The 24,454-nt window shown below is 64.1% G+C and carries 27 protein-coding genes and 1 tRNA gene; 9 read left to right on the top strand and 19 right to left on the bottom strand.

The window, feature by feature from the left end:
- Window positions 1-213: 213 nt before the first annotated feature.
- Window positions 214-303: transfer RNA gene (locus tag NKF27_RS10390), tRNA-Ser, on the bottom strand.
- Window positions 304-622: 319 nt separating this feature from the next.
- Here NKF27_RS10390 and NKF27_RS10385 point away from each other — a divergent pair.
- The 6 genes from NKF27_RS10385 (at window position 623) to NKF27_RS10360 (ending at window position 3,628) form a co-directional block, all read left to right on the top strand.
- Window positions 623-1,294: a Bax inhibitor-1/YccA family protein gene (locus NKF27_RS10385; RefSeq protein ID WP_045991749.1), complete on the top strand. Its 672-nt coding sequence runs from the start codon at window positions 623-625 to the stop codon at window positions 1,292-1,294.
- 121 nt (window positions 1,295-1,415) lie between these two features.
- Entirely contained in the window at window positions 1,416-1,808 is a 393-nt protein-coding gene (gene tusD / locus NKF27_RS10380; RefSeq protein ID WP_045991750.1) for a sulfurtransferase complex subunit TusD, read from the top strand.
- An 81-nt stretch (window positions 1,809-1,889) separates the two neighbouring features.
- Window positions 1,890-2,270 carry a DsrE family protein gene (locus NKF27_RS10375; protein ID WP_045991751.1) on the top strand — a complete coding sequence of 127 codons (381 nt, stop codon included), beginning with the start codon at window positions 1,890-1,892 and terminating at the stop codon, window positions 2,268-2,270.
- A 118-nt stretch (window positions 2,271-2,388) separates the two neighbouring features.
- Window positions 2,389-2,679, top strand: coding sequence for a sulfurtransferase complex subunit TusB (gene tusB, locus NKF27_RS10370; protein WP_052704269.1), 291 nt, complete (start codon window positions 2,389-2,391; stop codon window positions 2,677-2,679).
- 9 nt (window positions 2,680-2,688) lie between these two features.
- Window positions 2,689-3,042, top strand: a complete 354-nt coding sequence (locus tag NKF27_RS10365; protein ID WP_222569569.1) for a TusE/DsrC/DsvC family sulfur relay protein — start codon at window positions 2,689-2,691, stop codon at window positions 3,040-3,042.
- A 10-nt stretch (window positions 3,043-3,052) separates the two neighbouring features.
- Window positions 3,053-3,628, top strand: coding sequence for an ACP phosphodiesterase (locus NKF27_RS10360; RefSeq protein ID WP_253556362.1), 576 nt, complete (start codon window positions 3,053-3,055; stop codon window positions 3,626-3,628).
- A 68-nt stretch (window positions 3,629-3,696) separates the two neighbouring features.
- Here the strand turns inward: NKF27_RS10360 and glp are convergent, their stop codons facing one another.
- From glp to NKF27_RS10305, 11 genes are all read right to left on the bottom strand, one after another.
- Window positions 3,697-4,920, bottom strand: a complete 1,224-nt coding sequence (glp, locus tag NKF27_RS10355; RefSeq protein ID WP_253556361.1) for a gephyrin-like molybdotransferase Glp — start codon at window positions 4,918-4,920, stop codon at window positions 3,697-3,699.
- The gene (moaB, locus tag NKF27_RS10350; RefSeq protein WP_253556456.1) at window positions 4,910-5,422 is read right to left on the bottom strand and encodes a molybdenum cofactor biosynthesis protein B; all 513 of its coding nucleotides are present in this window, start codon (window positions 5,420-5,422) and stop codon (window positions 4,910-4,912) included. Before moaB ends, glp begins: the two co-directional genes overlap by 11 nt.
- Window positions 5,423-5,442: 20 nt before the next feature.
- Window positions 5,443-5,772 carry a DUF1244 domain-containing protein gene (locus tag NKF27_RS10345; RefSeq protein WP_108133399.1) on the bottom strand — a complete coding sequence of 110 codons (330 nt, stop codon included), beginning with the start codon at window positions 5,770-5,772 and terminating at the stop codon, window positions 5,443-5,445.
- 149 nt (window positions 5,773-5,921) lie between these two features.
- Complete coding sequence (locus NKF27_RS10340; RefSeq protein ID WP_253556360.1) at window positions 5,922-6,965, bottom strand: formate dehydrogenase subunit gamma; 1,044 nt, start codon at window positions 6,963-6,965, stop codon at window positions 5,922-5,924.
- A 9-nt stretch (window positions 6,966-6,974) separates the two neighbouring features.
- The gene (gene fdh3B / locus NKF27_RS10335; RefSeq protein ID WP_045992214.1) at window positions 6,975-7,598 is read right to left on the bottom strand and encodes a formate dehydrogenase FDH3 subunit beta; all 624 of its coding nucleotides are present in this window, start codon (window positions 7,596-7,598) and stop codon (window positions 6,975-6,977) included.
- Between the two features lie 34 nt (window positions 7,599-7,632).
- Complete coding sequence (locus NKF27_RS10330; protein ID WP_253556359.1) at window positions 7,633-10,488, bottom strand: formate dehydrogenase subunit alpha; 2,856 nt, start codon at window positions 10,486-10,488, stop codon at window positions 7,633-7,635.
- A gap of 18 nt (window positions 10,489-10,506) precedes the next feature.
- Window positions 10,507-10,719 carry a twin-arginine translocation pathway signal gene (locus NKF27_RS10325; RefSeq protein WP_045992212.1) on the bottom strand — a complete coding sequence of 71 codons (213 nt, stop codon included), beginning with the start codon at window positions 10,717-10,719 and terminating at the stop codon, window positions 10,507-10,509.
- 2 nt (window positions 10,720-10,721) lie between these two features.
- Window positions 10,722-11,381: a molecular chaperone gene (locus NKF27_RS10320; RefSeq protein ID WP_253556358.1), complete on the bottom strand. Its 660-nt coding sequence runs from the start codon at window positions 11,379-11,381 to the stop codon at window positions 10,722-10,724.
- Window positions 11,378-13,180, bottom strand: a complete 1,803-nt coding sequence (locus NKF27_RS10315; RefSeq protein WP_253556357.1) for a 4Fe-4S binding protein — start codon at window positions 13,178-13,180, stop codon at window positions 11,378-11,380. Before NKF27_RS10315 ends, NKF27_RS10320 begins: the two co-directional genes overlap by 4 nt.
- 119 nt (window positions 13,181-13,299) lie before the next feature.
- Window positions 13,300-14,112, bottom strand: coding sequence for a DUF3306 domain-containing protein (locus NKF27_RS10310; RefSeq protein ID WP_253556356.1), 813 nt, complete (start codon window positions 14,110-14,112; stop codon window positions 13,300-13,302).
- Window positions 14,109-14,540, bottom strand: coding sequence for a DUF3305 domain-containing protein (locus NKF27_RS10305; RefSeq protein ID WP_222569575.1), 432 nt, complete (start codon window positions 14,538-14,540; stop codon window positions 14,109-14,111). Before NKF27_RS10305 ends, NKF27_RS10310 begins: the two co-directional genes overlap by 4 nt.
- Before the next feature lie 223 nt (window positions 14,541-14,763).
- On the opposite strand from NKF27_RS10305, the gene NKF27_RS10300 reads away from it, so the two are divergent.
- Window positions 14,764-15,621: a formate dehydrogenase accessory sulfurtransferase FdhD gene (locus NKF27_RS10300; RefSeq protein ID WP_222569576.1), complete on the top strand. Its 858-nt coding sequence runs from the start codon at window positions 14,764-14,766 to the stop codon at window positions 15,619-15,621.
- A 31-nt stretch (window positions 15,622-15,652) separates the two neighbouring features.
- Here the strand turns inward: NKF27_RS10300 and NKF27_RS10295 are convergent, their stop codons facing one another.
- Together NKF27_RS10295 and NKF27_RS10290 are read right to left on the bottom strand one after the other, a co-directional pair.
- Window positions 15,653-16,285 (bottom strand): helix-turn-helix domain-containing protein, encoded by a 633-nt coding sequence (locus NKF27_RS10295; RefSeq protein ID WP_045992207.1) that lies wholly within the window; start codon window positions 16,283-16,285, stop codon window positions 15,653-15,655.
- A 332-nt stretch (window positions 16,286-16,617) separates the two neighbouring features.
- Window positions 16,618-17,553 carry a histone deacetylase family protein gene (locus NKF27_RS10290; RefSeq protein WP_253556355.1) on the bottom strand — a complete coding sequence of 312 codons (936 nt, stop codon included), beginning with the start codon at window positions 17,551-17,553 and terminating at the stop codon, window positions 16,618-16,620.
- A 228-nt stretch (window positions 17,554-17,781) separates the two neighbouring features.
- Between NKF27_RS10290 and NKF27_RS10285 the strand changes: the two genes are divergently transcribed.
- On the top strand, window positions 17,782-20,529 hold the full coding sequence (locus NKF27_RS10285) for a bifunctional acetate--CoA ligase family protein/GNAT family N-acetyltransferase (protein ID WP_253556354.1): 2,748 nt from the start codon (window positions 17,782-17,784) through the stop codon (window positions 20,527-20,529).
- An 80-nt stretch (window positions 20,530-20,609) separates the two neighbouring features.
- Here the strand turns inward: NKF27_RS10285 and pdxH are convergent, their stop codons facing one another.
- Window positions 20,610-21,251, bottom strand: coding sequence for a pyridoxamine 5'-phosphate oxidase (gene pdxH, locus NKF27_RS10280; RefSeq protein ID WP_108133409.1), 642 nt, complete (start codon window positions 21,249-21,251; stop codon window positions 20,610-20,612).
- A 264-nt stretch (window positions 21,252-21,515) separates the two neighbouring features.
- On the opposite strand from pdxH, the gene NKF27_RS10275 reads away from it, so the two are divergent.
- Window positions 21,516-22,343, top strand: a complete 828-nt coding sequence (locus NKF27_RS10275) for a cytochrome b/b6 domain-containing protein (RefSeq protein WP_253556353.1) — start codon at window positions 21,516-21,518, stop codon at window positions 22,341-22,343.
- 12 nt (window positions 22,344-22,355) lie between these two features.
- On the opposite strand, the gene NKF27_RS10270 is transcribed toward NKF27_RS10275, so the two are convergent.
- From NKF27_RS10270 to NKF27_RS10255, 4 genes are all read right to left on the bottom strand, one after another.
- A complete protein-coding gene (locus NKF27_RS10270) occupies window positions 22,356-22,844 on the bottom strand; it encodes a cytochrome c (RefSeq protein ID WP_045992202.1) in 489 nt (162 codons plus the stop codon).
- A 131-nt stretch (window positions 22,845-22,975) separates the two neighbouring features.
- Window positions 22,976-23,380 (bottom strand): DUF2069 domain-containing protein, encoded by a 405-nt coding sequence (locus tag NKF27_RS10265; RefSeq protein WP_253556352.1) that lies wholly within the window; start codon window positions 23,378-23,380, stop codon window positions 22,976-22,978.
- Complete coding sequence (wrbA, locus tag NKF27_RS10260; protein ID WP_045992200.1) at window positions 23,377-23,997, bottom strand: NAD(P)H:quinone oxidoreductase; 621 nt, start codon at window positions 23,995-23,997, stop codon at window positions 23,377-23,379. Before wrbA ends, NKF27_RS10265 begins: the two co-directional genes overlap by 4 nt.
- A 71-nt stretch (window positions 23,998-24,068) precedes the next feature.
- Window positions 24,069-24,419, bottom strand: coding sequence for an arsenate reductase family protein (locus NKF27_RS10255; protein ID WP_253556350.1), 351 nt, complete (start codon window positions 24,417-24,419; stop codon window positions 24,069-24,071).
- Window positions 24,420-24,454 lie beyond the last annotated feature (35 nt).

Here is a 24,454-nt window from a genome sequence, read left to right as displayed (position 1 = left end):
CTGGGGGGCCTGGTGTACAGAACCAGATGTGCAGTAGCTGGTGTGCAGTCCCTAGTGTGAAGAACCATGTGTGCAGGACCATGGCGGGGCAGCGCCTCGAGACCGTCGAAGGACTGGCGTGCCGACAGGCAGGGAGCTGTTGAAGGAAGAGGGAAGAGGGAAGAAACGAAGAAGGGGATCAGTCATTTGACTGATCCCCTTCTAGATTCGAGGTGGCGGAGGGACAGGGATTCGAACCCTGGAAGGGCGTTAACCCTTGCCGGTTTTCAAGACCGGTGCATTCAACCGCTCTGCCATCCCTCCGGCTCACGGCGATGTACTTTACCAGCTTTTCTTCTCACGTCAACACTTCTGTGCGATCAATGTCTTACGCGAGAGAGTGGCCTCCGTCCATGATGGCTTCAGGGAGGCCGTTGCAATAGGGTGACTGCGCAAAAATTGTGCAGCTAAGCAAATTTTTGTCGCCGATAGGAAACAGTGTTCGTGCCGCCCATGGCGGGGCAGAGGGCAGGTTCAATCGCTTGAAGGGCGTTGAAACCGCGCCGCCAGGCGGCTTGCGTCGGGAACCTGCGGGGGGCATGCTGTGTCGAATGCATGTCAACCAACAGGGAGCTCTGGATACATGGCTTATCAAGAGTCACAGGTGAATCGTCAGACCCAGACGCAGGTCGCTGCGACGAACAAGGTTCTGCGCAACACCTACGGCTTGCTGGCGATGACACTACTGTTCTCTGCCATCACCGCAGGGGCCGCCGTGGCCCTCGGCGTACAGCAGATGAACATTCTGGTGTTCTTTATCGGCGCCTACGGCCTGATGTTCCTGGTCCACAAGACCGCCAACTCGGCCCTCGGCCTGCTGGCGACCTTTGCCTTCACTGGCTTCATGGGCTTTACCCTCGGCCCGATCCTGAGCGCCTATCTGACGCTGTCCAACGGTCCTGAGCTGATCATGACCGCACTGGGCATGACCGGCCTGACCTTCTTTGGTCTGTCGGCGGTGGCGTTGATCACGCGCAAGGACTTCAGCTTCCTGGCCAATTTCATGATGGCTGGCGCCATCGTGCTGATCCTGGCCATGGTGGCGGCGTTGATCTTCAACATTCCGTCGCTGTCGCTGATGGTATCGGCTGGCTTCGTGCTGTTCTCCTCCGCGGCGATCCTGTACCAGACCAGCGAGATCGTGCACCGTGCCGGCGAGACCAACTACATCCTCGCCACTATCACTCTCTATGTGTCGATCTACAACCTGTTCATCAGCCTGCTGTCGCTGCTGGGCGTGGTAAGCCAGGACTGATCGTCGCAAGACGTTCTGGCACAACTGTCGTACACTGTCGGCCCCGCCTTGGCGGGGCCGACGTGTTTTTGATGACCCGCTTTGTTCAACTCCCGACGTTGGCGGGAGCCAAGGGAATACCATGCGTTATGCCATCCTGCTGCTGGGTGCCCCCTACAGCCATCAGGCCGCACACAGCGCGCTGCGCTTCGCTCGTGCCGTGATCGCCCGTGGTCACCACCTGGAGGCCGTCTTCTTCTATCGCGATGGCGTTCACAACGCCGCGCGCCTGGCATCGCCGCCCCAGGACGAGCCTCATCTGGTCGACGGATGGACCACGCTGAATCAGGAGCATGGCGTGCGTCTCGAGGTATGCATCGCCGCCGCACTGCGCCGAGGCATCGTCGACGCCGACGAGGCAGCCAGGCACGGCAAGCAAGGCCACAGTGTCCAGGCGCCGTTCGAGCTGACCGGCCTCGGCCAGCTGGTGGACCTGGGTCTCGAGTGTGACAGGCTGGTAACCTTTGGTGCCTGAACGACACCGAGCTGCTGCCGACTGCCGCCAGGCAATGGGTCCCGAGCAGGGCAACGCTGAACCGAGAAGAGTGGAAGGTCGATGATTGAGGAACCCAACGACGATTCGGGGGATCTGCTGGTGATTCTTCGTCATGGCCCCCATGGCACCAGCTACCTGAAAGAAGGTCTCGACACGGCGCTGGTGGCCGCCGCCTTCGGACGCCGGGTATCACTGTTGTTCATGGCCAGTGGCGTGGCGGCACTGGTGCCGGGGCAGGGCGCCGGTCCGCTGGGGCAGAAGGGCACCCAGCCGACGCTGGCCATGCTCGAGATGTACGACATCGACCGGCTGTTCGTGGATGGGGCAGGACTTGCCGAGTTGGGCGTGGCGCCCGAGACGCTGACGCCGGATGCCACTGTCATCGAGGGTGACGCCATTGCCGCCCTGATGGCGGAGCACGCATTGGTGCTGACCTTCTGAATCGGCGTCACAGACGACTCGAGACCGCGTCTCTGTCGGGGCTCGCTCCCACCAGGTTTCACCCATCGACGTCAGCCACTGGACTCACCCACGACCACTACCACTACCAGGAATCGGGATGATACTGCACACCCTCAATCGTTCACCGCTGGAGTCGACGGTCTATCGGCAGGCGCTACGGGCGTTGGCAGAAGACGACAAGCTGTTATTGATCGAAGACGGCGTGCTTGGCGCTCTGCCGGCCCAGCAGGCGCTGTGGTCGTCGCTGCCCGGTCGTCTACTGGCGCTGGCCGAAGATCTCGAGGCGCGCGGCTTGAGCGAACACTGTGCCACCGGCATCGAAGTCGTCGACGTGGACGGTTTTGTCAGGCTCACCGAAGAGGCCGATAAAGTGGTCAGCTGGTACTGAGGTAACACGATGGCAAGCACTGAAACTGCACGAACCCTGGAACTCGGCCAGGCCTCCGTCCCCCTGGACCCGGAAGGCTATCTGGTCAATCTCGATGACTGGAGTCCCGCCGTCGCCGAGGCTCTGGCGGCGGAAGAGGGTATCACCCTCGGCGACGAACACTGGCAGGTGATAGACGTCCTGCGAGACTTCTATGCGCGCTTCGAGCAGGCACCGGCCATGCGCCCGCTGGTCAAGGCGGTGGGCCAGGCGCTGGGCAAGGACAAGGGGAGCTCGCTGTACCTGATGAAGCTGTTCCCCGGCAGTCCCCCCAAGCTGGGCGCCCGCTTGGCGGGGCTGCCCAAACCAACCAACTGCCTGTAGACGTGCGGCGTTGAACTTTCTCGCCCACGCCTGGCTCGCCCGTGCCGGTGACGACGACTTTCTGCTCGGCAACCTGATCGCCGACGGCGTCAAGGGGCGCGATCTCGGCCAGTGGCCCGAAGGCGTCGCAGCAGGCATACATCATCACCGGCGGGTGGACGCCTTCGTCGATCATCATCCCTCGGTACTTGCCGCTCGACGTCGGGCACCTGCGGCGAGTCGTCGTGTGGCCGGTATCGCCCTGGATCTGATGTGGGACCACTTTCTCGCTCGGGATCTGGCTACCAGCGACCCGCACGAGCGCGAGGTCGTGATCGAGCGATGCTATCGACTGTTCGAGTGCCACGGCGCACCGCAGCGGCTGGCCACCATGGTGCCGGTACTGGTGCGTGAGGACTGGCTGCGTCGCTACGCCAGCCTCGCCTTCACCTGCCGTGCCATCGCCGGCATTGGCTCACGCCTGTCCGGGCCCAACCGACTGGCCGAACTGGTACCGCATCTGCGCGATGACTATCGTCAACTGGACGACGACTTTGCGACCCTGTGGCGCGATACCCGCACGGAACTCGAGACCTCGGGTTCCTAGGGCTCTAACCTTCGCTCGTCGACTTTTCGGACCGCGCCTAGCGACTACCGCGCTGCTTCAGCGGACCGCTACCAGGTCCGCAGCCACAGGCATTCCACCTTGTCGCCCGGCGCTATCTCGCAATGGGGCGGGATCACCGCCAGGGCGTCGGCATCAATGCAGGATGACAGTACCCCGGAGTTCTGGTCGGAAAACGCCAGGGCGCTGACGCCCTGTGGGCCGAAGACGAGGCGCACCCGCATGTAGTGCTGGCGCGGACCGGTGGAGGTGGCAAAGTCGCTGCGGGCCCATAGCCGCGGTAGCTCCGCCATGGACTCACAGCCCTGCAGGGCACCCAGCAGCGGGCGCAAGAATAGCCAGGCACCGACATAGCTGGACACCGGATTGCCGGGCAAGCCGACAAACCGCACTGGCGTGCCGCCAGGACCTTCCATCTGGCCCAGGGCCAGCGGCTTGCCGGGACGAATGGCCAGGCGCCACAGGTTCAGCGTGCCCAGTGACTCCAGCGCCGCCTTGACGTGATCTTCCTCACCGACGCTGACGCCGCCGGTGGAGACCACCAGGTCCGCTACCTCGGCGGCCTCCTTCAGACAGGCGCGGGTACCCTCCGGGCTATCCGGTACGCTGCGCGTGAGCACTACTTCGGCGCCGAAGCGCTCCAGCAGGCTCTTGAGCATGGGGCGGTTGGAGTTGTAGATCTGGCCAGCTGCCAGGGGCTTGCCCGGATCGATGATCTCATCGCCGGTGGACAGCAAGGCCACCCTGGGTCGGCGGTGGACGTCCACTTCGACGATACCCTGGCCTGCCAGGTGGCCAAGTGCGGCGGCGTCCAGCCGAGTGCCGGCGTCCAGCAGCGGGGCGCCTGCGCGTACGTCGCGGCCGCGCCGGCGCACGTTGTCGCCCGCCGGGATGTCGGCGGGAATGACGGCCTCATTACCTTCACGCTGGACCTTCTCCTGCATCACCACGCAGTCGGCGCCTTCGGGCAGCTGGCCACCGGTAAAGATGCGGGCACAGCGGCCGCGCTCCAGTCGCTCGCCCGGGGCCCCGGCGGCCACTCGCAGGGCCACAGGCAGGCGTTGTCCGGCGTCCTCATGGTGCAGGGCGTAACCGTCCATGGCGCTATTGTCGAACGGCGGTACATCCAGGGCGGCCACGACCGGGGCTACCAGCACCCGGCCTTCGGCCTGTTCGCAGGGCTGGCGCTCCACCGGCAGCGGCGCGACGCCTTCGAGCAGGGTGGCCAGGGCGTCCTCCATGGGCGCCAGTGACGCTGCGTGGCTAGACGTCATGCTGCCCCCGCTCCGGTATCACCAGATTGGCGAAGTTGCAGGGCCGGTGACGGCTGTCGAGCTGCTCGGCAAGGATGCCGTCCCAGGCGGTGCGGCAAGCGCCGGTGGAGCCCGGCAGGCAAAACACCACGGTGTGATTGGCCATGCCTCCCAGGCAGCGGCTTTGCACGGTGGAGCTGCCGATTTCCTGATAGGACAGCTGGCGGAACAGCTCGCCGAAGCCCTCGATGCGCTTGTCGAGCAGGGCCGATACCGCCTCCGGGGTGGAATCCCGTTCGGTGAAACCGGTACCACCGGTGGTCAGGATCACCTGCACTTCGGGGTCGGCGATCCAGCCTGACACCACCGCGCGGATACGATAGATGTCGTCGATCACGATCTGCTTGTCGGCGAGCTGGTGGCCGGCGGCCTCGAGCCGCTGCACCAGCGCCTGACCGCTGCGATCGGTGTCTTCGGTGCGGGTGTCGGAGACGGTCAGCACCGCCACCTTCAACCCGATCATGGTGTCCTGACTCACTGGCGTCACTCCTTGTCACCGGTACGCTGCTGCTTGGCCTGCTGGCGAGCCTCGAAGGCCGCCATCTGTTCGGGGGTGGCCTTGGCCTGATACATGTCCTTCCATTCGCTGTAGGGCATGCCGTAGACGTGTTCACGGGCGCTTTCGTAGTCGAGCGTCTCACCGCGCTCTTCGGCGGCGGCGACCAGCCACTTGGACAGGCAGTTGCGGCAGAAGTCCGCCAGAATCATCAAATCGATGTTCTGCACATCCTTGTTGTCGTCAAGGTGGCGAAGCAGGCGGCGGAAGGCGGCCGCCTCGAGTTCGGTGCGAGTGGCCTCATCGAGGTGCTGCATGGGGGACTCCAGTAACAGAAAACGATCAGTCGGGCGACAGTCCCACGATGGTAACGCAAGACCGTCACAAGAACAGCGGCAAAAGAATGCCGCCCCGAGTGAGCCCGGGGCGGCGAGAGGGATAGCGGTCACCGTGGGTGGGGCTGCGCTCAGGAGGGGCTGGGAGATTCCGGTTTGGTATCGTCCGTTGCCTCGACGTCAGCCGGGGCCTCGGCCTGATCCTTGACCTCTTCGTACCACAGGTTGTGGTGCTGCTTGGCCCAGCTTTCGTCGACGTAGCCGGTGGTCATGCCCTCGAGCGCACCCTCGGTCCCCAGGGTGCCGATATAGATGTGACCGAAGGAGACGGCGGTAAGCGCGAGGGCACCCACCGCATGGATGATGTTGGCCCACTGCATGGTGTCCCGGCTCTGGTCGAAGTTCGGGAAGTCCAGTACCAGGCCGCTGACGAAGACAACCATGCCGGCCGTGGCCAACAGCCAGAACCAGGCCTTCTCGCCACCGTTGGCAAAGCCGGCGTCTGGATGCTTGTCGCCGACCATGCCGCCGCCTTGCTTGAACCACTCGATATCGTGGGCCTTGATCCAGTTGTGCTTGAGAAAGCGCAACAGCACGAAGATCAGCAGCAGACCGAAGAACGGACCGATGTAGTTGTGCAGGAACTTTGTGCCGCTGATCATCGCAGCCCAGAAGGCGTCGCCAAACACTGGCTTGAACACGAACTTGCCGTAGAGAATGTTGAGGCCCGTCAGCGCCAGGATGATGAACAGCGTCGCCAGGGTCCAGTGCAGCGCCCGGCTGAGTACCGACCAGCGCAACAGCTTACGCCCGGTGCGTGGCTCATCGAGGCGGCTGCGACCGACGATCAGATAGAAGATGGTGATCATCGCCAGCATGCCGCCCACGGCGATCAGCCCGAAGGGCGAGACCCACTTGTTGCGCCATTGGCGCCAGCTCTCGCCGCTCTGGTTGATCAGGCTGTAGGTCGAATCATGGCGGGTATCGATAAAGGACTCGCCATCCTTCACCTGGCGCCAGGTGTCGGCGTCGGCGCTGGGCACGGCGGTGGCGATCTCGGCATTGGGGTCGGCACCCATGGCGGGAGCGGCGCAGGCCAGCAACAGCAGCAGCAGTGCCGGCAGCACCAGCCTCAGGGCTCCACCCGGTCGAGGCAAGGCATCACGAAGGTTCATGGGGCCTCCTCACTGGTTGCGTGTGGCGTCGTAGGCCATGGCGTCGATCGCCGAGGGCGAGCCATTGCCGATATCCGACCAGGCGCCATCCTTGTGACCACGGCGCACCACCCGCTCGCGGAAGATGTCGGCAACGGTCTGGGCATCGCCTGCCAGCAGCGCCTTGGTCGAGCACATTTCGGCGCACAGCGGCAGCTTGCCCTCGGCGATGCGGTTGGCGCCGTATTTCTCGTACTCTTCTTCGGGGCTGTCGGCGGGGCCGCCGGCGCAGAAGGTGCACTTGTCCATCTTGCCGCGCTCGCCGAAGGCGTCCTGCTGGGGAAACTGCGGCGCGCCGAAGGGGCAGGCGTACAGGCAGTAACCGCAGCCGATGCACAGATCCTTGTCGTGCAGCACGATGCCGTCGTCGGTCTTGTAGAAGCAGTCGGTGGGGCAGACCGCCATGCAGGGTGCGTCATCGCAGTGCATGCAGGCCACCGAGATGGACACCTCGGACGGCTCGCCATCGTTCAGGGTGACCACCCGGCGGCGCTGGATGCCCCACTCGACCTCGTTGGCGTTCTTGCAGGCGGTGACGCAACCATTGCACTCGATGCAGCGCTCGGCGTCACACATGAATTTCATCTGGGCCATGTCGAAACTCCTGTTGGTTCGGTGACGTCGGTGTCTAGCTGGCGAGTTCGATGCGACACAGGGTGCACTTGGTTTCCTGCATCTGGGTCACCGAGTCGTAGCCGTAGGTGGTGGCGGTGTTGACCGCCTCACCGATCACGTAGGGCGTGGTGCCATCCGGATAGCGGTCGGCCAGGCTTTCGCCCTGGAACATGCCGCCGAAGTGGAAGGGCATGAACACCACTTCCCGCGCTACCCGAGGCGTCACCATGGCCTTGACCTTGATACGGCCGCCTTCGGCGCCTTCCACCCACACCATGTTGCCGTCCTTGACCCCCAGGTCGTTGGCCAGGGCAGGGTTGATCTCGACGAACATCTCCTGCTGCAGCTCGGCCAGCCACGACATGGAGCGCGTTTCCTCGCCGCCGCCTTCGTACTCGACCAGGCGGCCAGAAGTCATGATGATCGGGTACTTCTTGCTGGCATCATGCTGCTGAATGCTCTGGTACAGCGTCGGCAGGCGGTAGTGCGAGGCGACGTCATCCCAGGTGGGGTAGTCCTCGACCAGATCCCGGCGTGAGGTATAGAGCGGCTCGCGGTGCTTGGGAATCGGGTCGGGGAAGGTCCAGACGTTGCAGCGCGCCTTGGCGTTGCCGAAAGGTGAGCATTCATGGGCGATGGCAACGCGCTGGATGCCGCCGGACAGGTCGGTCTTCCAGTTCTTGCCTTCCGCCGCGGCCTTTTCTTCGTCGGTCAGCTCATCCCACCAGCCCAGGTCCTTGAGCATCTGGGCGCTGAACTCGGGGTAGCCGTCCTCGAGGTCGGAACCGGCGCCGAACGAGTTGTCGGCGAGAATCGGGGTGCCTTCGTGCTCAATGCCAAAACGCGCACGGAAGGTCAGGCCGCCCTGGGACACCGGTTTGCTGGTGTCGTACAGAATGGGGGTGCCGGGGTGATTGAGCTCCGCGGTACCCCAGCAGGGCCATGGCAGGCCGTAGTAATCGCCGTCGGCCGGGCCGCCTTCGGCACGCAGATCGCGGAAGCTGAAGGTATGCCAGTTCTGCTGGTGGGTCTTGAGCCGCTCGGGGCTCTGCCCGGTGTAACCCACGGTCCACATGCCGCGGTTGAACTCCCGGGTGATGTCCTCGATCAGTGGCTCCTCGCCGTTGATCTGAATGTTCTTGAACAGCTCGTCGGCAAATCCGAGGCGCTGGCTCAGCAGGTACATGATGCTGTGGTCGGGCTTGGCCTCGAAGGCCGGCTCCACCACCCGGTCACGCCACTGCAGAGAGCGATTGGTGGCGGTGACGCTGCCGTAGGTCTCGAACTGGGTGGCCGCCGGCAGAAGATAGACGCCATCGCTGCGATCGTGCATGACCCCGGCGACGGTGGGATAGGGGTCGACGATGACCATCATCTCGAGCTTCTGCATCGCTTTCTGCATTTCGGTGCCGCGGGTCTGGGAGTTGACCGCGTGGCCCCAGTAGAACATCGCCTTCAGGCTGGTGCGCTGGGAGATGTCCTGATCTTCCTCGAGGACGCCATCGATCCAGCGCGATACCGTGATGCCGCTGGAGTGCATGGGGTAGCCGTCGGCGTACTCGGTCTGATCGAAGCGGCTCTTGAGCCATTCGTAATCGAGGTCCCAGATCTGCGCCCAGTGCTTCCAGGCGGCTTCCGACAGACCGTAATAGCCGGGTAGCGAATGCGACATCAGGCCGAGATCGGTCGCCCCCTGGACATTGTCGTGCCCCCGGAAGATGTTGGCGCCGCCGCCTGACTTGCCGATATTGCCCAGCGCCAGTTCGAGGATGCAGTAGGCCCGGGTGTTGTTGTTGCCGGTGGTGTGCTGGGTGCCGCCCATGCACCAGACAATGCAGCCGGGACGGTTTTCCGCCAGCCGCCTGGCGGTATCGTACATGGCGGCTTCCGGCACCCCGGTGATGCGCTCCACTTCACTCGGCGGGAAGTTGGCGACCTCGTTGCGGACCTCGTCCATGGCGTAGACGCGCTGGTCGATGTACTGCTGGTCTTCCCAGCCGTTCTCGAAGATGTGCCAGAGCAGGCCCCAGATGAAGGCCACGTCGGAACCCGGCCGGATCCGCACGTAGTGGTCGGCCTTGGCCGCCGTGCGGGTGAAGCGCGGATCGACGACGATGATTTCGGCCTGGCTGCGCTCCTTGGCCAGCAGGATGTGCTGCATCGCCACCGGGTGCGCTTCGCTGGGGTTGGAGCCGATGAACATGATCGAGCGGCTGTTCTGGAGGTCGTTGAGCGAGTTGGTCATCGCTCCGTAGCCCCAGGTATTGGCGACGCCCGCCACGGTGGTGGAGTGGCAGATGCGCGCCTGGTGGTCGGTATTGTTGGTGCCGGCCAGCGCCGCGAACTTGCGCATCAGGTAGGCCTGTTCGTTGCTGAACTTGGCCGAGCCGAGCCAGTAGACACTGTCCGGGCCATGCTGCTCGGTCAGTTCCAGCACCTTGGCACCGATTTCGTCGATGGCCTGGTCCCAGGACAGACGTTGCCACTCGCCCCCGACCAGCTTCATCGGGTACTTGAGGCGGCGGGTGGAGTGACCGTGCTGGCGTAGTGAAGCGCCCTTGGCGCAGTGGGCACCGCGATTGATCGGGTGATCGAAGGCCGGTTCCTGGTGGGTCCAGACCCCTTCCTGGACCTCGGCGTAGACGCCACAGCCCACCGAACAGTGGGAGCAGATGGTGCGGCGGGTTTCCACCGGAGCATCGCTGTAGGGCGTCTTCTCGACCGCCTCGGCGCGTTGCATCATCGGTGAGCCGAACAGTCCAAGACCGGCGACACCGCTGGTCGCTGCGCCACTGCGCTTGAGGAACTGGCGCCGCGAAATGCCGAGACCGGAGACCTTGGGTGTGGTGGAGGTACGTGTCAGTCGCATGGCAGGCTCTCCTTGTTGTCAGTCGCGCAGGGATGCGTAGAAGGCACGTACGTGTTCTGTCTCGCGGTAACCGGCGCTGTCATCGGCTTTCTCGGTGGCGGTCGTGGCGCTGTCATCGCGCGCCACAGCAACCGAGGCCTGGCCGACCACCACCGCGGCACCGGCGGCCACGGTGCCGCCCCCCAGGGCCTTGAGAAGACGACGGCGTTGAGTGTTGGGCGTTGTGCTCATGCTCATTCTCCTGCTCCAAGGGCCTGGCCTCGGTCCTCGTGGACGCTGGTGCCGGGCACAGGGGTTCCAAGGGTAGTGTTGTCGATCAGGATGGCGCTCTCGCGCTGGAAAAACAGCGTCGCCAGTTCACCCAGCGCCGCATAGAAGGGGGTGTCGACCCGGGCAAGATCGTGCATGCAGCGGTTGGCCCAGGGTGCCAGGTGGCGATGGAAGAAGCTGCCGGCTCGCTGATCGTTCTGGCCGATCAGCATCGCCATGACCTCGCACATTGCCGCCAGATGATCTTCCGGCTCCGAGACGTCGGCAGAGCGCTGGATGCCCAGCGTCTTGAGATCCCGTCGCAGTGCGACCAGTGATGCTTCCATCAGCCCGCCTTCGCGGTAGTAGGAGGCGTAGGGCAGCACGTCGCCCTGGATGACCCCGATCAGATGACGAAAGTGGGCACGCTCCAGGCGTTCGACGTCGCTGTCGGCAGCGGCGGCGGCCAGCCGGCTCCAGGCCTGGCTCAGACGAATGTCGTCCGGCTCTCCCTCGAGGCCGGCAAGCCACTGGCGAAGGGCTTCGCTGGGGGGCTCGCGCAGCAGTGCCGCCAGCAGGGCGTAGATGTCGGCCCGCAGTTCGGCTTCTTCGGTGCGGGAGTCAGGAATGTCGTGCGTGGTCATAGCTTGAGCTGGGCCTCCGGATTGGTCGCCATCTCGTGCCATACGTCCTTGACCCGGCAGTCCTGACACATTTCCAGCCGACGTGCCTGGTCACCACTGAAGTACGCATGGTTGGCCAGCTTCTGCTGGATGGCGGCGATGGTGCGGGCGTTGGCGAAGGCGCTGCCACAGACGATGCAGTGAAAGGGTGCGTCTTCGTGGCACACTCGCCACTGGCTGCGTTCCGCGCTGGCGAGGAAGCCGGGAGACAGGCGGATGGCGGATTCTGGACAGCTCTTGCTGCACAGGCCGCACTGGACGCAGTCTGCTTCGCGAAAGTCGAGGCGCGGGGTGTCGCCTCCGGCGCCGAGCGCGCCGGTCGGGCAGCTGGCAACACAGCCCATGCACAGAGTGCAGGCATCGGCATTGACCTCGATGCCCCCGAATGGACTGCCCGGAGGCATCGGGTGCCGCTCGCCGTCCACATGGCCAGTGGTGGCCAGATGGTCCAGTACCAGGGTGAGACGCTCGCGCTTGCCCGGCGCTTCTGCGCCATCTGTTGCCCCTGTATTGCCGGTTCGCCCGCCGGCCATTTGTACCGTGGCCGACGGGGTGTCCTTGTCGCTCCCGAACGCTTGAGCCTGTTCCAGGGAGCGCAGCCGGGGCGTCAGACCCGCATGGCGAGGCAGGGCGAGCGAGCTTTCCTGCTCCTCGTCGCTGAACCACTGCAGTCGGCCGGGATCATGCCCCAGCGCCTGGAGGATCGCTCTGCCCTGGGCCAGCTGATCCTCCAGGTGAGCGACCAGCCTGTCCGGCATGTCGGAGTAGGCCTGGATGCGCACTTCGCAGGCGCCGGCGGCAATGGCCGACAGCCAATGGTCGACGCCGGCAGAACCCAGATCTTCCAGCGCCACATCGATGACGTGGCCGGCCGCGTCGGGTTGCAGGTGCTGGGCGTGATCGGCCTGAACGAAGCGCAGCACCGCCGACTGGCCGCCGGCGGCGTGGTAGTGGTCGAGCCAGGCGAGCAGGGTGTCCTGCTGACGCAGGCTATGCGGTTGGCGGAATTCGATGGCCCCGGTGGGGCAGGCGCTGGTACAGCTACCGACCCCCTGACACAGGTAGGGATCGATCTCGATGCGGGCATCGATGCGTCCGGGGACGCTCTTGATGGCGTCGGCGGGACACACTTCCAGACAGCGGGTACAGCCACCGAAGCCACGAGTGGAGTGGGCGCAGCGATCGGCGTGGACCTCGAAGTAGCGGGGCTTTTCGAATTCACCGATATAGTCGCCGAGGCCGTCGATCAGTGTCGTGCGCGCTTCACCGGCGACCGGGGCATGAAAATAGCCGGGAGGTGGCAGTTCCAGGGGCAGGCGCGGTGTCGGTGTCAGATCCAGCACCAGGTCATGGTGTTCTCGGCCCAGCAGTGCCCGGGCAAGCTCGATGGGGCCCTCATGGCCGTCGAGCCAGGCGCTGAAGTGGCCAAGGTAGCCTTCCAGGTGCAGCCGTCCGAGTTGGGAGGCGAGTAGCGGCTGGAGCTGCACATCGGCAGCCTCGGCACGCTGCAACAGAGCATCATCCGGCACATCGGTCACCACCAGCGTGATACTGGCAAGCCCTTGTTCAAGCCCTCGTGCACGCTCCAGCACTTCCAGCAGGGACGCGCTGTCGCCAATCGCCAGTAGATGGCCATGGCTTTGGTAACCCACCGTTGCTGCGACGAGATTGAGCGGCCAGGAGACGGCGCCAAGGGCTCGCTCACGGGCCTGCCGGTTGACCTCGGTGTCCACCGGCACGGTTGCGATTTTCTGGTTCATGCTGACTCACGGTCGAAAACTTTGTGTTCGTTATGATTTTTTTCTTATGTGTCATCCCCAAGTGTGAGCGCTCTACATCAAATGCGCCAACACTCCTTGGTCGAAGGCGGTAAGCACCGCTATGACGAGGTGGGACCAGGCCCCTCGGGATCTTCCTCGCTGGCAGCCAGCGCCCGGCCAGCGGCTGGCGCTGCACGGCCTGCCTTGGCGGATGCGGAGGTGTGGCTGACACCTCGTTCGCCAGCTTGTGTCATGGCCTCCGACGTTGTGGCGTTGGCTTGTGACTGTGACTGTGACGGCGTTGGCGTCGTGGTGGTTTCGGCGATGTCCTCGTCGGTGGAGCCGTCTTCCTGATCGCTGTGCCCTGGCGGGGTGTCTGGCAGGGCGTCTGGCGGGGTGCCTGAAAGAGCGTCTGGCGTTTCGCCGGTTGAGTCGGCGACGCTGTCTTCCGCGGTCTCCTCGTCATCGACGTTATCCCACCACCGGCGCAGGCGCTGGGCGGTCTCGCTGGGCAAGGGGGTCAGCTTGGCGCGAAAGTCATCATCATAGTCATCCAGCCCGTCGCGCAGGTTGTAGCGTTCACCGCGAAACAGCTGGCGCAGGGCGCGTTTCTTGAGCGCCCGGTCCACGCCCGAGGCGAGGTATGCCCGAATATCGCTGCCTGGCGCCAGCGACTCGGGAGGCGGTAGCTCGACGTCCGCATCAGAGGTCGCGTCCGCAATTGATGCGCCGTCGTGCACATCGTGCTCGGGCGCGGCAGCGGTATCGACCTCGGAGTGGGACGGTTCGGCATCGCTGCTGGCAATTGGGGCGGCGGGGGCTCCCTGCTTGTCGACAGCAGCATCACTGGCGGCGGTGGCGTCAGGGGGTGTGCCGTCAACAACCGACGGGTCCTTGAGCTTTCTGCGGGACCACTGTGACAGGCGACTCATGGGGTGTTCTCCCGGGCACGTCCGGCACCCTTGCGCTTTTTCTTGCGCCCCTCGATCGGCGCCTCGCCATGGGCCACCAGATAGGCCTCTATCCAGGCCTGGATCGCCAGTGGCATCTCTGTGGCGAGCACGCGGTGTTCTCCGTCCATCCAATTGGCCGCGACGTCCTGACTTGCGGTGATGGCATCGAGATGGGGCTCTCCGTCGCTATGTCCGGCGCGGATAAACAGACGTGGGGCAGCGGCCTGAAGGTTGAACCGATAAGCCGCCCGCTCGGTCAGGCTGAGCACCAGCGTCACGACGCTGGGCCCCTGATCGCCAGGCTCCAGACGCTCGACTGCCCAGCTGCGCTGGCGAAAGCCCTTGATTACCTTGTCCTGTGGCGTGATCGTCACACTGAGTGGCCGGCGATTGGCTAGCCTCGTCATGGCGTAATGTCCTTGGCAATGGCAGGATGCGGTCAGTCATGCCGTCGAACCTGATCCGTGGTTCCGACTGCTTTTATCGGCCGACTCGTGTCAGCAAGCAGTATTAGCAAAGCAGTTTCCGCATCACGCCGTCAATTCGACGTTATCCGGCCACCTCAGCGCTTATTGTCCGATGGGAAGGTCGATCGGAAAGGCCTATCGGAAATGTTTATCGGGGATCGAAATGTCGACCATACAACGTAGTCACGCCCTGTTGCCGCCCACCATCGAGATCGACGTCGTCGATGAGTTCGGCGAATCGCACCGTCAGGCTATCGCCGCGGAGCGCTCGCTGACGGTTTACCTCAACCGGCGGGAAATCGTCACCCTGATGTCGCTGGGAGCGGACCCGGAGGCGTTGGTGGTGGGCTATTTGCGCAATCAGGGGTTGATTACGCAGCGCAAAGACCTCGAGGCGGTGATGGTCGACTGGGAAGTCGAGGCTGCGGCGGTTGTCACTCGCCATTCGCCGGAGGATCTGGAGCAACGGCTAGGCCAGCGCACCGTTACCACCGGCTGCGGCCAGGGCACGGTATTCGGCCGCCTGCTCGATGCGGTGCCACAGACCCGGCTTTCCCAGGCCAGGGTGAGTCAGTCGGTGATCTATCGGCTGCTCGACAACCTGGGAGACTACAACGAGACCTACCGCAGCGCGGGGGCGGTCCATGGCTGTGCGTTATGTCGCCAGACCGAGGTGCTCGACTTTGTCGAAGACGTGGGCCGGCATAATGCGGTGGACACCCTGGCTGGCCGAGAGTGGCTCGACGACCTTCCGCTCGGCCAGGCGGACATCTTCTATACCACCGGACGGCTGACGTCTGAGATGGTGCTCAAGGTGGCCCAGATGGGTATCTCGGTGCTGGTGTCGCGCTCAGGCGTTACCCAGAAGGGCGTGGAGCTGGCCCGGCGCTTCGGCGTGCTGCTGATCGCTCGGGCCAAGGGGCGCAGGCTCCAGATTGTCCATGGGCGCGAGCGCTTCGACTTCGACGCACAGCCGGCCCGGCGTCCCGGAGATATCAAGCGCCGGCAGACGAAAGACTAGGCGTGATCGGGGGCTTCCCAGACGTTGTCGCTCAGGTGTTCTCGCGACGGGTACAGACCGACAGTACGGTGGCGTCCTCTTCACTCACCGAAACCAGCGCGTGACCCATGTCGCTGTCGAAGTAGATACTGTCGCCTGCAACCAGGCGCAGCGGCTCGTAGAATTCCGAGTACAGCAGAATCTCGCCGTCCAGCACCATCAGGAATTCCTCGCCATCATGGCGCACCCACTCGGAAAATTCCTCGAAGTGTCTGGCGCGCACGATGGTCTTGAACGGGATCATGCGCTTTTGCGCCAGCTCACAGCTGAGCAGCTCGTGTTCGTAGGTTGGGGTAGGGTGGCGCTGGCCTTCGCCGCGGCGCGTCATGTCTCGCCTGCCCATGGTGCGGGTCTGCTGCCTGGGCGGTGACAGCAGTTGGGGCAGGTCGATGTCGAGGCCGCCGATCAGCTTCTGAACGGCGGTAAAGGTCGGCGAGATCTGATCGTTCTCGATCTTCGACAGGGTAGAGCGCGCGAGACCGGTCTTCTGGCTGACGTCCTCCAGGGTCCACTGGTTGGCCAGACGAATCTCCTTGAGTCGCTCCCCAAGACGAAGGGGTTCGACGAAGGCCTTGCGGCCGGAGGCGATCTTGAGTGCCGCCTCCTGATCGGTGTGTTGCGCCATGTCGTGTTCACAATAGGAAACCAGGTTTCCTCTAGGCTACCACAGCGTCGCCACTCCCTGCCTGTGTCTCGGCGGGCATTCGACCCGGGTTTTCTATCTGGACTATCTGCCCCGGCCTGCTACTGGAGTTTACTGACAGCCTGGCGGTTGAGTCCACCATGAGGCAGTTCGGCGCGTCGATATTTCCCGGACATGTTTCCCGGCATCGGGAAACACAAGCCGACGGAAGGGGCGGGGGCAGGGCAAAGCAAGGGCAAGGCAAAGCAAGGGCAAGGGGTGAGCCAAGCCACCAGGTGAAAGGCGATTCGCCAAGGCGGCTCCAGTCGCCGTCGTCAGGGCTGGTAGGCCAACCCCAGCAGGGCCCGCAGATGGGCTTCCACCGAACGTCCCAGCGCCGCCAGGTCATAGCCCCCTTCCAGCACCGAGACGACGCGGCCCTCGGCATGTCGCCGGGCAATATCGAGGATGCCCTGGGTGATCCAGTGGTAGTCCTCGTCGGCGAGACACAACTCTGCCATGGGGTCGTCGCGATGGGCGTCGAAGCCCGCCGAGACCAGTATCAGTTCCGGGCGGAAGTCTTCAAGAGCGGGCCACCAGTCACGCTCGATGGCCGCGCGAAAACCAGCGCTTTCGGTGCCGGCGGGCAGCGGCGTGTGGACCACGTTGGGGTAAGGGGTATCCAGATAGCGCCAGGGGTAGAAGGGATACTGGAAGCTGGTGCAGACCATCACCTCGGGGTCATTCTTGAAGATGTCGATGGTGCCGTTGCACTGGTGGACATCGAAGTCGAGGATGGCGATGCGCCGGGCTCCATGGACGGCGCGGGCGTGGGCCGCGCCGACGGCAACATTGTTGTAGAAGCAAAAGCCCATGGCCTCCTGGGCCTCGGCGTGGTGACCGGGGGGCCTGACCGCACAGAAGACATTGTCGGCCTGACCGCGAAACACCTGATCGACCCCCTTGACCACGGCGCCGGCGGCCAGACGTGCGGCCTGCAGGCTGTCGCTGTTCATCAGGGTGTCGGCGTCGATCGAGGCGTGCCCGTCCTGGGGCGAAGCCTGCTCCAGCCGAGCGAGGTGCGCCTCGGGATGCACGCGCTGCAACTGCTCTTCAGTGGCCTCCCGAGCGTCTGCCTGCATCGCGTGTTGCAGCACGCCAGAGCGCATCAGTTGCGCCCTGATGGCATCGAGTCTCAAGGGACTTTCGGGATGATCCGGCCCCATGTCATGACGCTGGCAGTACGGGTGACTGAGAAAGGCTGTGATCATCGATATCTCCGACTGGTCTGGCGCCACCTTAGGAGTAATACGAACCCCGAGACAGTGGCAAATGGTCGAAGCGTGATGCCAAGGATGCCTTGTTCCTGGTCAAGCTAGCGCTGGACGTGGTTGTGGGGTAGCGCCACACTCCGGCACTATTTCCATAACGTTCAAGTGCGCAAGTGCGCACAATTCGCCGCCAGGGTGTCGGCTACCCGTCGCCTGAGGAGACCACCTGTGAGCACCCAGTTTCTTCGTCGCTTTTTCGATCCCGCCTCGATCGCCGTGGTGGGTGCCTCCGAGAAGCCAGAGTCCACGGGTGGGCAGGTCATTCGCAATCTGCTTGACGGCGGCTACGGCGGCAAGCTGTGGGCAGTCAACCCCAAGGGGTACGCCAGCGTCCACGGGGTCGAGTGCGTCGCTCGCACCTCTCAACTTCCCGAGGTGGTGGACCTGGCGATCCTGTGTTCGCCGGTCTCGACCCTGCCGAAACTGTTGAGCCGGCTGGGTGAACGCGGGGTGCGAGCGGCCCTGGTGCTGTCCGGTGGCAGTCAGCTGGAACAGGACGAAGGCGGCAAGTCGTCGATCCGCCAGCGCATGCTCGATGCGGCCCGGTCCTCCGGCATCCGAATACTGGGGCCGGAGTGCATGGGCTTGATCGTGCCGGGACGACGGCTCAATGCGTCCTACTCCAGTCATACGGTGCCCAGGGGCAAGGTGGCGTATCTGGGGCAGTCGGGCATGCTGGCCAACGCCATGATCGACTGGGCGGCCGGGCGCGGGATCGGCTTTTCTCACCTGTTGACGCTGGGGGAAAGCGTCGATGTCATGCTTCCCGACCTGATCGACTACATCAACCAGAATTCGCCCACCCAGGCGATCCTGTTGCACCTTGAGCGAGTGCACGACGCCCAGCACTTCATGACCGCCGTGCGTGATGCATCGCGCAATCGGCTGGTACTGGCAATCAAGAGTGGCAGGACCAGCCAAGCCGACCTCAGCGGCCTGCCACCGACGCCAGGCGTCACCCATCGTGATCGGGTCTTCGATGCCGCCTTCGCGCGGGCTGGCGTGGTGAGGGTCAACGATTCCGACGAGCTGTATGACGCCCTGGAGACACTGTCACGGATGCGCCCACTCAAGGGTGACCGTCTGGCGATCGTATCCAACGGGCTGGGTCCGGCCATGCTGGCCATCGACAAGTTGATCAACGCCGGAGGTCGTCTGGCCGAATTCGAGGAGGCTACACAGGCATCGCTGCGTGAGCGAGACCTCGATATCAGCAAGCCCGGCGAAAACCCGGTGGATCTCGGGGGCTACGCCACCCCGGAACGCTTCGTGGCGGCGTTGGAGATCGTCGCCGCCGACCCCAATGTGGACGCCGTGCTGGTGGTCCATGCTCCGACACGTCTGGCGCCTTCCAAGGCGACCGCCGAGGCGCTGATCCGTGAACGCAAGCGCTTTCGGCGTAACTTGTTGACCAGCTGGATGGGCTTCGAACAGGCGATCGGCGCTCGTCACCTGTGCCACGAAGCGGGTGTGCCCACCTATCTGTCGCCGGAGAAGGCGGTGAAGGCCTTCATGCACATGGTCGACTATCAGCGGGTCCAGTCGCTATTGCAGCAGACGCCCCCGAGCCTGCCGTTTTCGACCTCTGCCGAGGTGCGAGAGCGTTGCCACCGGCTGATCGACGAGGTGCTCGCCGATGGTCGCGAGAGCCTGACCCATAGCGAGACCGCCCAGGTGCTCAAGGCCTACGGCCTGCCGGTGGCGGAGAGTCGCTATCCCGACGGTGCCCAGGCCGCCGAGGAGGCCGCCCGGGAGCTGACGGGACCCTTCGCGATCAAGATCGTGCACGACGGCAACAGTCGGCCATTTCGTTACCGGCGACATCCTCACAAGCTGTCGGCGGGGCTGGTCCAGGATCTGGCCAGACCCGGCGACGTGGCCGAGGCGGTGGATCGCCTCAGCGAGAAGGTCTCCGAGAAATTTCCCGGCTTTCGCGTGCGAGAGTTCTGTCTCCAGCCCATGCAACGGGGCAAGCATTCGATGCAGCTGTGCGCGGGCATCACCCGGGACCCGGTCTTCGGACCACTGATTCTATTCGGCATCGGTGGCTACAAGGTCAATATTCTGGCGGATCGACAGGTCTCTCTGCCGCCCTTGAACATGACGCTGGCCGCGGACATGGTGTCTCGTACCCACGCCGCGCGGCTGATTCGTGAGCACTCGAGTGATCCAGAGCGCGATGAACAAAGGCTGTGCCAACTACTGGTCACCCTGTCGCAGATGGCCACCGACCTGCCTCGGCTGCGTGGTCTCGAGATCAACCCGCTGCTGCTCAATCGCGACGGCATGGTGGCGGTGGACTTCGCCATGGACCTCGGTTCTCCTGCACGCTTCGCGATCATGCCCTATCCCGAAGAACTGAGGGAGTGGGTCAAGCTCAGAAACGGCTGGGACGTCGAGTTCAGGCCCATTCGGGCAGAAGATGCCCCGCTTATTACCGACTTCCACGGGCAGTTGTCCGAGGAGAGCATCCGCTTTCGCTACTTCCACAACAAGACCGATTTAAGCCAGGGCGATCTGTCGCGCCTGGCCCATATCAACTACGACCGACAGATGGCGTTTATCGCCGAGCGTCTTTGCGAAGACGGCAGCAAGGAGATGCTGGGGGTGGTTCGGGTCTGGAACGATCCCGACAATATCCGAACCGAGTTTTCGATCATCATCCGCGATGACCTTCAGGGGCTCGGTATCGGCAGTCGTCTGATGGAAAAGATGATCCGCTACTGCAAGGGGGTCGGCACCCTGGAGATGGTCGGCAAGATCATGATCGACAATCACCCCATGCGCGCACTGATGAAGCACCTCGGGTTCCGACAAAGCTTCAACATGGAGGAGCAGGTGGTGGACGCAGTGCTGCGCCTCAACGAGCCGGGTAACGATTGGCAGCGCCACCGCCTGGAACGGCCGATGGAGTAGCAGGTCGGCGTTCGATTCCAGGACCGCCGGCCTGGCCTCCCGCCTGAGCTTGCAAGGCGGGAGCCGGTCGGATGATTCGTTCAGGGTGCCAGCCGCACCACTTCCCAGTGGCCATCGCGGCGGCCGTAGCGAACCCGGTCATGCAGGCGACTGGGCTGTCCTTGCCAGAACTCGATCATTTCGGGGACGACGCGGTAGCCGCCCCAGTGCACCGGGCGCGGGATGTCCTGACCTTCGTAGGCCTTCTCGAAGCGCCGCTGGCGCTGCTCGATCCAGTCGCGATCGGGGATGACCACGCTCTGGGTGGCGATCCAGGCCCCGAGCTGACTGCCGCGGGGACGGCTTGCAAAATACTCGTCCGACTCCTGCTCGGCGACCTGCTCGGTGCGTCCCTCGATGCGCACCTGGCGCGCCAGCTTGGGCCACCAGAAGGTCAGGGCCGCATGGGGGACGTTGGCCAGTTCGCTACCCTTGTGGCTGTGATAGTTGGTGTAGAAGACCATCCCGTTTTGATCGAACCCCTTGAGCAGCACCACCCGCGCGTGGGGCAGGCCCTGGCTATCCACGGTCGACAGGGTCATGGCATTGGCATCCTGGGGATCGGTATCCAGGGCCAGGGCGAACCACTCATCGAACATGGTGAAGGGATCCTTGGGTACCTGGCCTTCGTCCAGGCTGCCGCCTTCATAGTCACGTCGAATGTCCGCAATATCACGGGTCATCGGTATCTCCGGTGGAATCAGACAAAAAAAGGACGGCCACTAGGGGTACCGTCGTCCAATTGATAAATCATCGCACCTTGTGTCCGAGATGTCGCCCCGCGTCGCCGGGAACACCACCGTCATCGTCGCGAGTCATGATGAATGTCAGCTGCTACAGCTTTAGCAAGTACCGCTTTGGCAAGGCGCCACCACAGGGAGTGGCTATCTTGAGTATATCGTCACTGGCGCCAGGCGTTGTGCCTTTATCAGCGAGGGGGAGCGACCATGCCATCTATCGAGTCAACGTCAGCCGCCGAGCACAGGCCATCAGGGCGTAGCCGGCGTGTCTGGAGCCTGGCCATCCGGCTATTCCACTGGGGGCTTGTGGCCTGCGTTGTACTCTCATTTCTGACCATGAAGGTGGAGACCGACCTGTTCGACTTTCCGCAGAACGTGCACGCCAGGGCTGGGCTGATAGCGCTTGGGCTTGTGCTGTTTCGATGGGGGTGGGCGCTGGTCGGCGATTACCACGCGCGCATCGGCTCATGGTTGCGATCTCCCTCGGTAACGCTGGCCTATGCCAGAGACCTGATGAAGCGACGCGCCGATATCTTTGCCGGTCACAATCCGCTGGGGGGCTGGGCGGTGCTGGCGATGCTGATGAGCCTGACGATTCAGGCACTGACGGGGCTCTTTGTCACCGATGACATCTTCTTCGAGGCGCCGCTGCATACCCTGGTGCCAGCAGCAGTCAGCGACGCGGCTCTGTGGATTCATCACCTCAACGCGAATGTGCTGCTGGCGCTGATCGTGCTTCACCTGGGTGCACTGGTGGCCCATCGCTGCCTCGGCGAGCGACTGGTAGGCGCCATGTTCAGCGGCCGAAAGACGCTGCCGCGGGGTGCGCACTGGGCCGAGACGGACGCAGAGACCCACCAACAACCAGAGCAACAGTCAGATCAAGAGCTAGTTCGGGCGTCAGATCAGCAGCAAGGGCAAAGTGGAAGCAGCGGCAAAGGGGTAGAGCCTGGCCGCTCGGCCCTGATGGTGCGAGCGGCGCTGCTGGCCCTGTTCAGTACGGGGTGTGTGATGTGGCTGTGGGGGCGCTTGTGAAGCGGCGAAGGGTCACTCGGCGCGGAAGTTGTCGTGACACCCCTTGCAGGTATTGCCGACGGTGGCCACCTGCTTGAACAGCGCATCCTGGTCACCACCATCGGCCATCTCGGCGAGTTTTGCGGTTTCCTCGATCAGGGTGTGGTAGCGCTGGTCGAAGTCTTCGTAGTCATCGGCGATGTCCGCCAGGGCATCGGTCTCGACGCCATGGTCGTCTCCCTGCAGTGAGCCCTTGACGAAACCTTCCCAGGGTAGCGGCGCCACGGCGGCGAGGCGACGCGCCTTCTCGAGAAACAGTTCGGCGTCGAAGTCGCGCTTGCCCTGGGCCATCGCGCCCAGCGGGCCGATCTGCCAGGCCATCACGCCTAGCGCGTCCTGACGGTATTCGATGGCGTCTTCGATCTCGACGCTGGCATCGGGGAGTTCCTCGGCGAGTGCACAGGCGCTGGCCAACGTTAGTCCAAGTCCGGTCACGAGGGCATGCAACGGGGTCACGGTCATTGTCCTTACTCCTTGCCTGGCGACATGGGCCGGGCGTTGTCGAGGATGGCGTCGCGAATGCAACGACATCCTCAAGATAGCAAGGAGAGCGGCTGCCGCCAGAAGGGCATGACGGTCAGCCTGAACAAGAGCTATGAATTGCCCTGGTGCTGTCGCATCTGACGAGAGCGAAAGCGTGCGTAGCCCATGCAGCCGGTAAACAGCACCAGCGCCACCAGTGCCTCAGCGACGCCACGCAGACCGAGTCCCGGCAGGGTGGCGATCATCACCCCCTGGGCGAAGTAGAGCAGACTGACGAAGGCCAGCCAGGCATGGCCCCGTGGACGGCGGGTCAGGATGGATGGCAGAAACAGCACAAGAGGCAGCACGAAGGCGATTATCGGACCGAAACGATTGCCGTCGGCTTCCACCGCGATACCGCGGTACACCATCATTGCCAGCAGCAGGCCAAAGCCGACCAGCACCAGCTGGCGCGACTGCCGGGTCAGGCGGTCAAGCCCGCGGCGCTGTTCTACCCCCTCAAGCCAGGCTCTCATGAGGCCCCCTTGCGGGCGTCAGCCAGAGCGAGCGTCAGCCGCGCCAGGCGCGCGCCCTGGGCGAAGGCCAGCTCACGCTCGTGTTCATCCAGCGGGCGATCGCTGCGAACGCCAGCCAGGTGGCTGACGCCGTAGGGGGTGCCTCCGCCCTGGGTGCGGGTCAGGGCCGTCTCGCTGTAGGGCAGCCCAGCGTAGACCATGCCATGGTGGAGCAGCGGCATCAGCATCGTCACCAGCGTCGTCTCCTGGCCGCCGTGCAGGCTCGAGGTGGAGGTGAAGGCGGTGGCGGGCTTGTCGATCAGCGCTCCTGACAGCCACAGCTCGCTGGTGCCGTCGAGAAAGTGCTTGAGAGGAGCCGCCATGTTGCCGAAGCGTGTGGGGCTGCCGAGCGCCAGGCCACTGGCGTTGCGAAGATCGTCGAGGTCAGCGTAGATAGCGCCTTCGGCGGGGATCTCCGGGTCCACCGCTTCACAGGTCGGCGACACCGGAGCCACGGTACGCAGGCGAGCATCGACGCCGGCGACAGACTCGACACCGGCGGCGATGCGCTCGGCCAGCGCCCGGGTGGCGCCCTGGCGGGAGTAGTAGAGGACCAGAACGTAGGGCAGATCCGACATGCACTTTCCTTATGGCAAGAGCCTATGGGTTGACGAAAGCCCGAGGCAACGGGCGAAGAGGCTGGCTGGCCTCAACTCTCCAGCAGTGACGTGATGGCCTCGGGCGGGCGGCCGATTACCGCTCGCTCGCCGTTGTCGAGAATCGGGCGCTGGAGGATTCGAGGATGGGCCAGGATGGCAGCCACCACCTGGGATTCATCCTCACGGTCGGCGCCCAGACTCTTCCATTCGGTCTCGTTGGCGCGCACCAGGTCGCTGAGCTTGCCGTCCAGCCGGGCGATCAGGCCACGCAATTCCTCACCGTCCAGGGGATCGTCGAGGTAGCGGCGGACCTGGACCTCGGCGCCGGCCTGATCCAGCAGGGCAAGGGCTTCGCGGGACTTCGAACAGCGAGGATTATGCAATAGCGTGAGTGCGGCCATGACAGCTCCGGTCGAGTGGGAATCGGCGGCTATTG

The sequence above is a fragment of the Halomonas sp. DN3 genome (assembly GCF_024137905.1).
In the GTDB taxonomy this organism is placed as follows: Bacteria; Pseudomonadota; Gammaproteobacteria; order Pseudomonadales; family Halomonadaceae; genus Halomonas; species Halomonas litopenaei.
The sequence above is the reverse complement of the archived record's forward strand: the minus strand, read 5'-3'. Positions and strand labels throughout refer to the sequence as shown.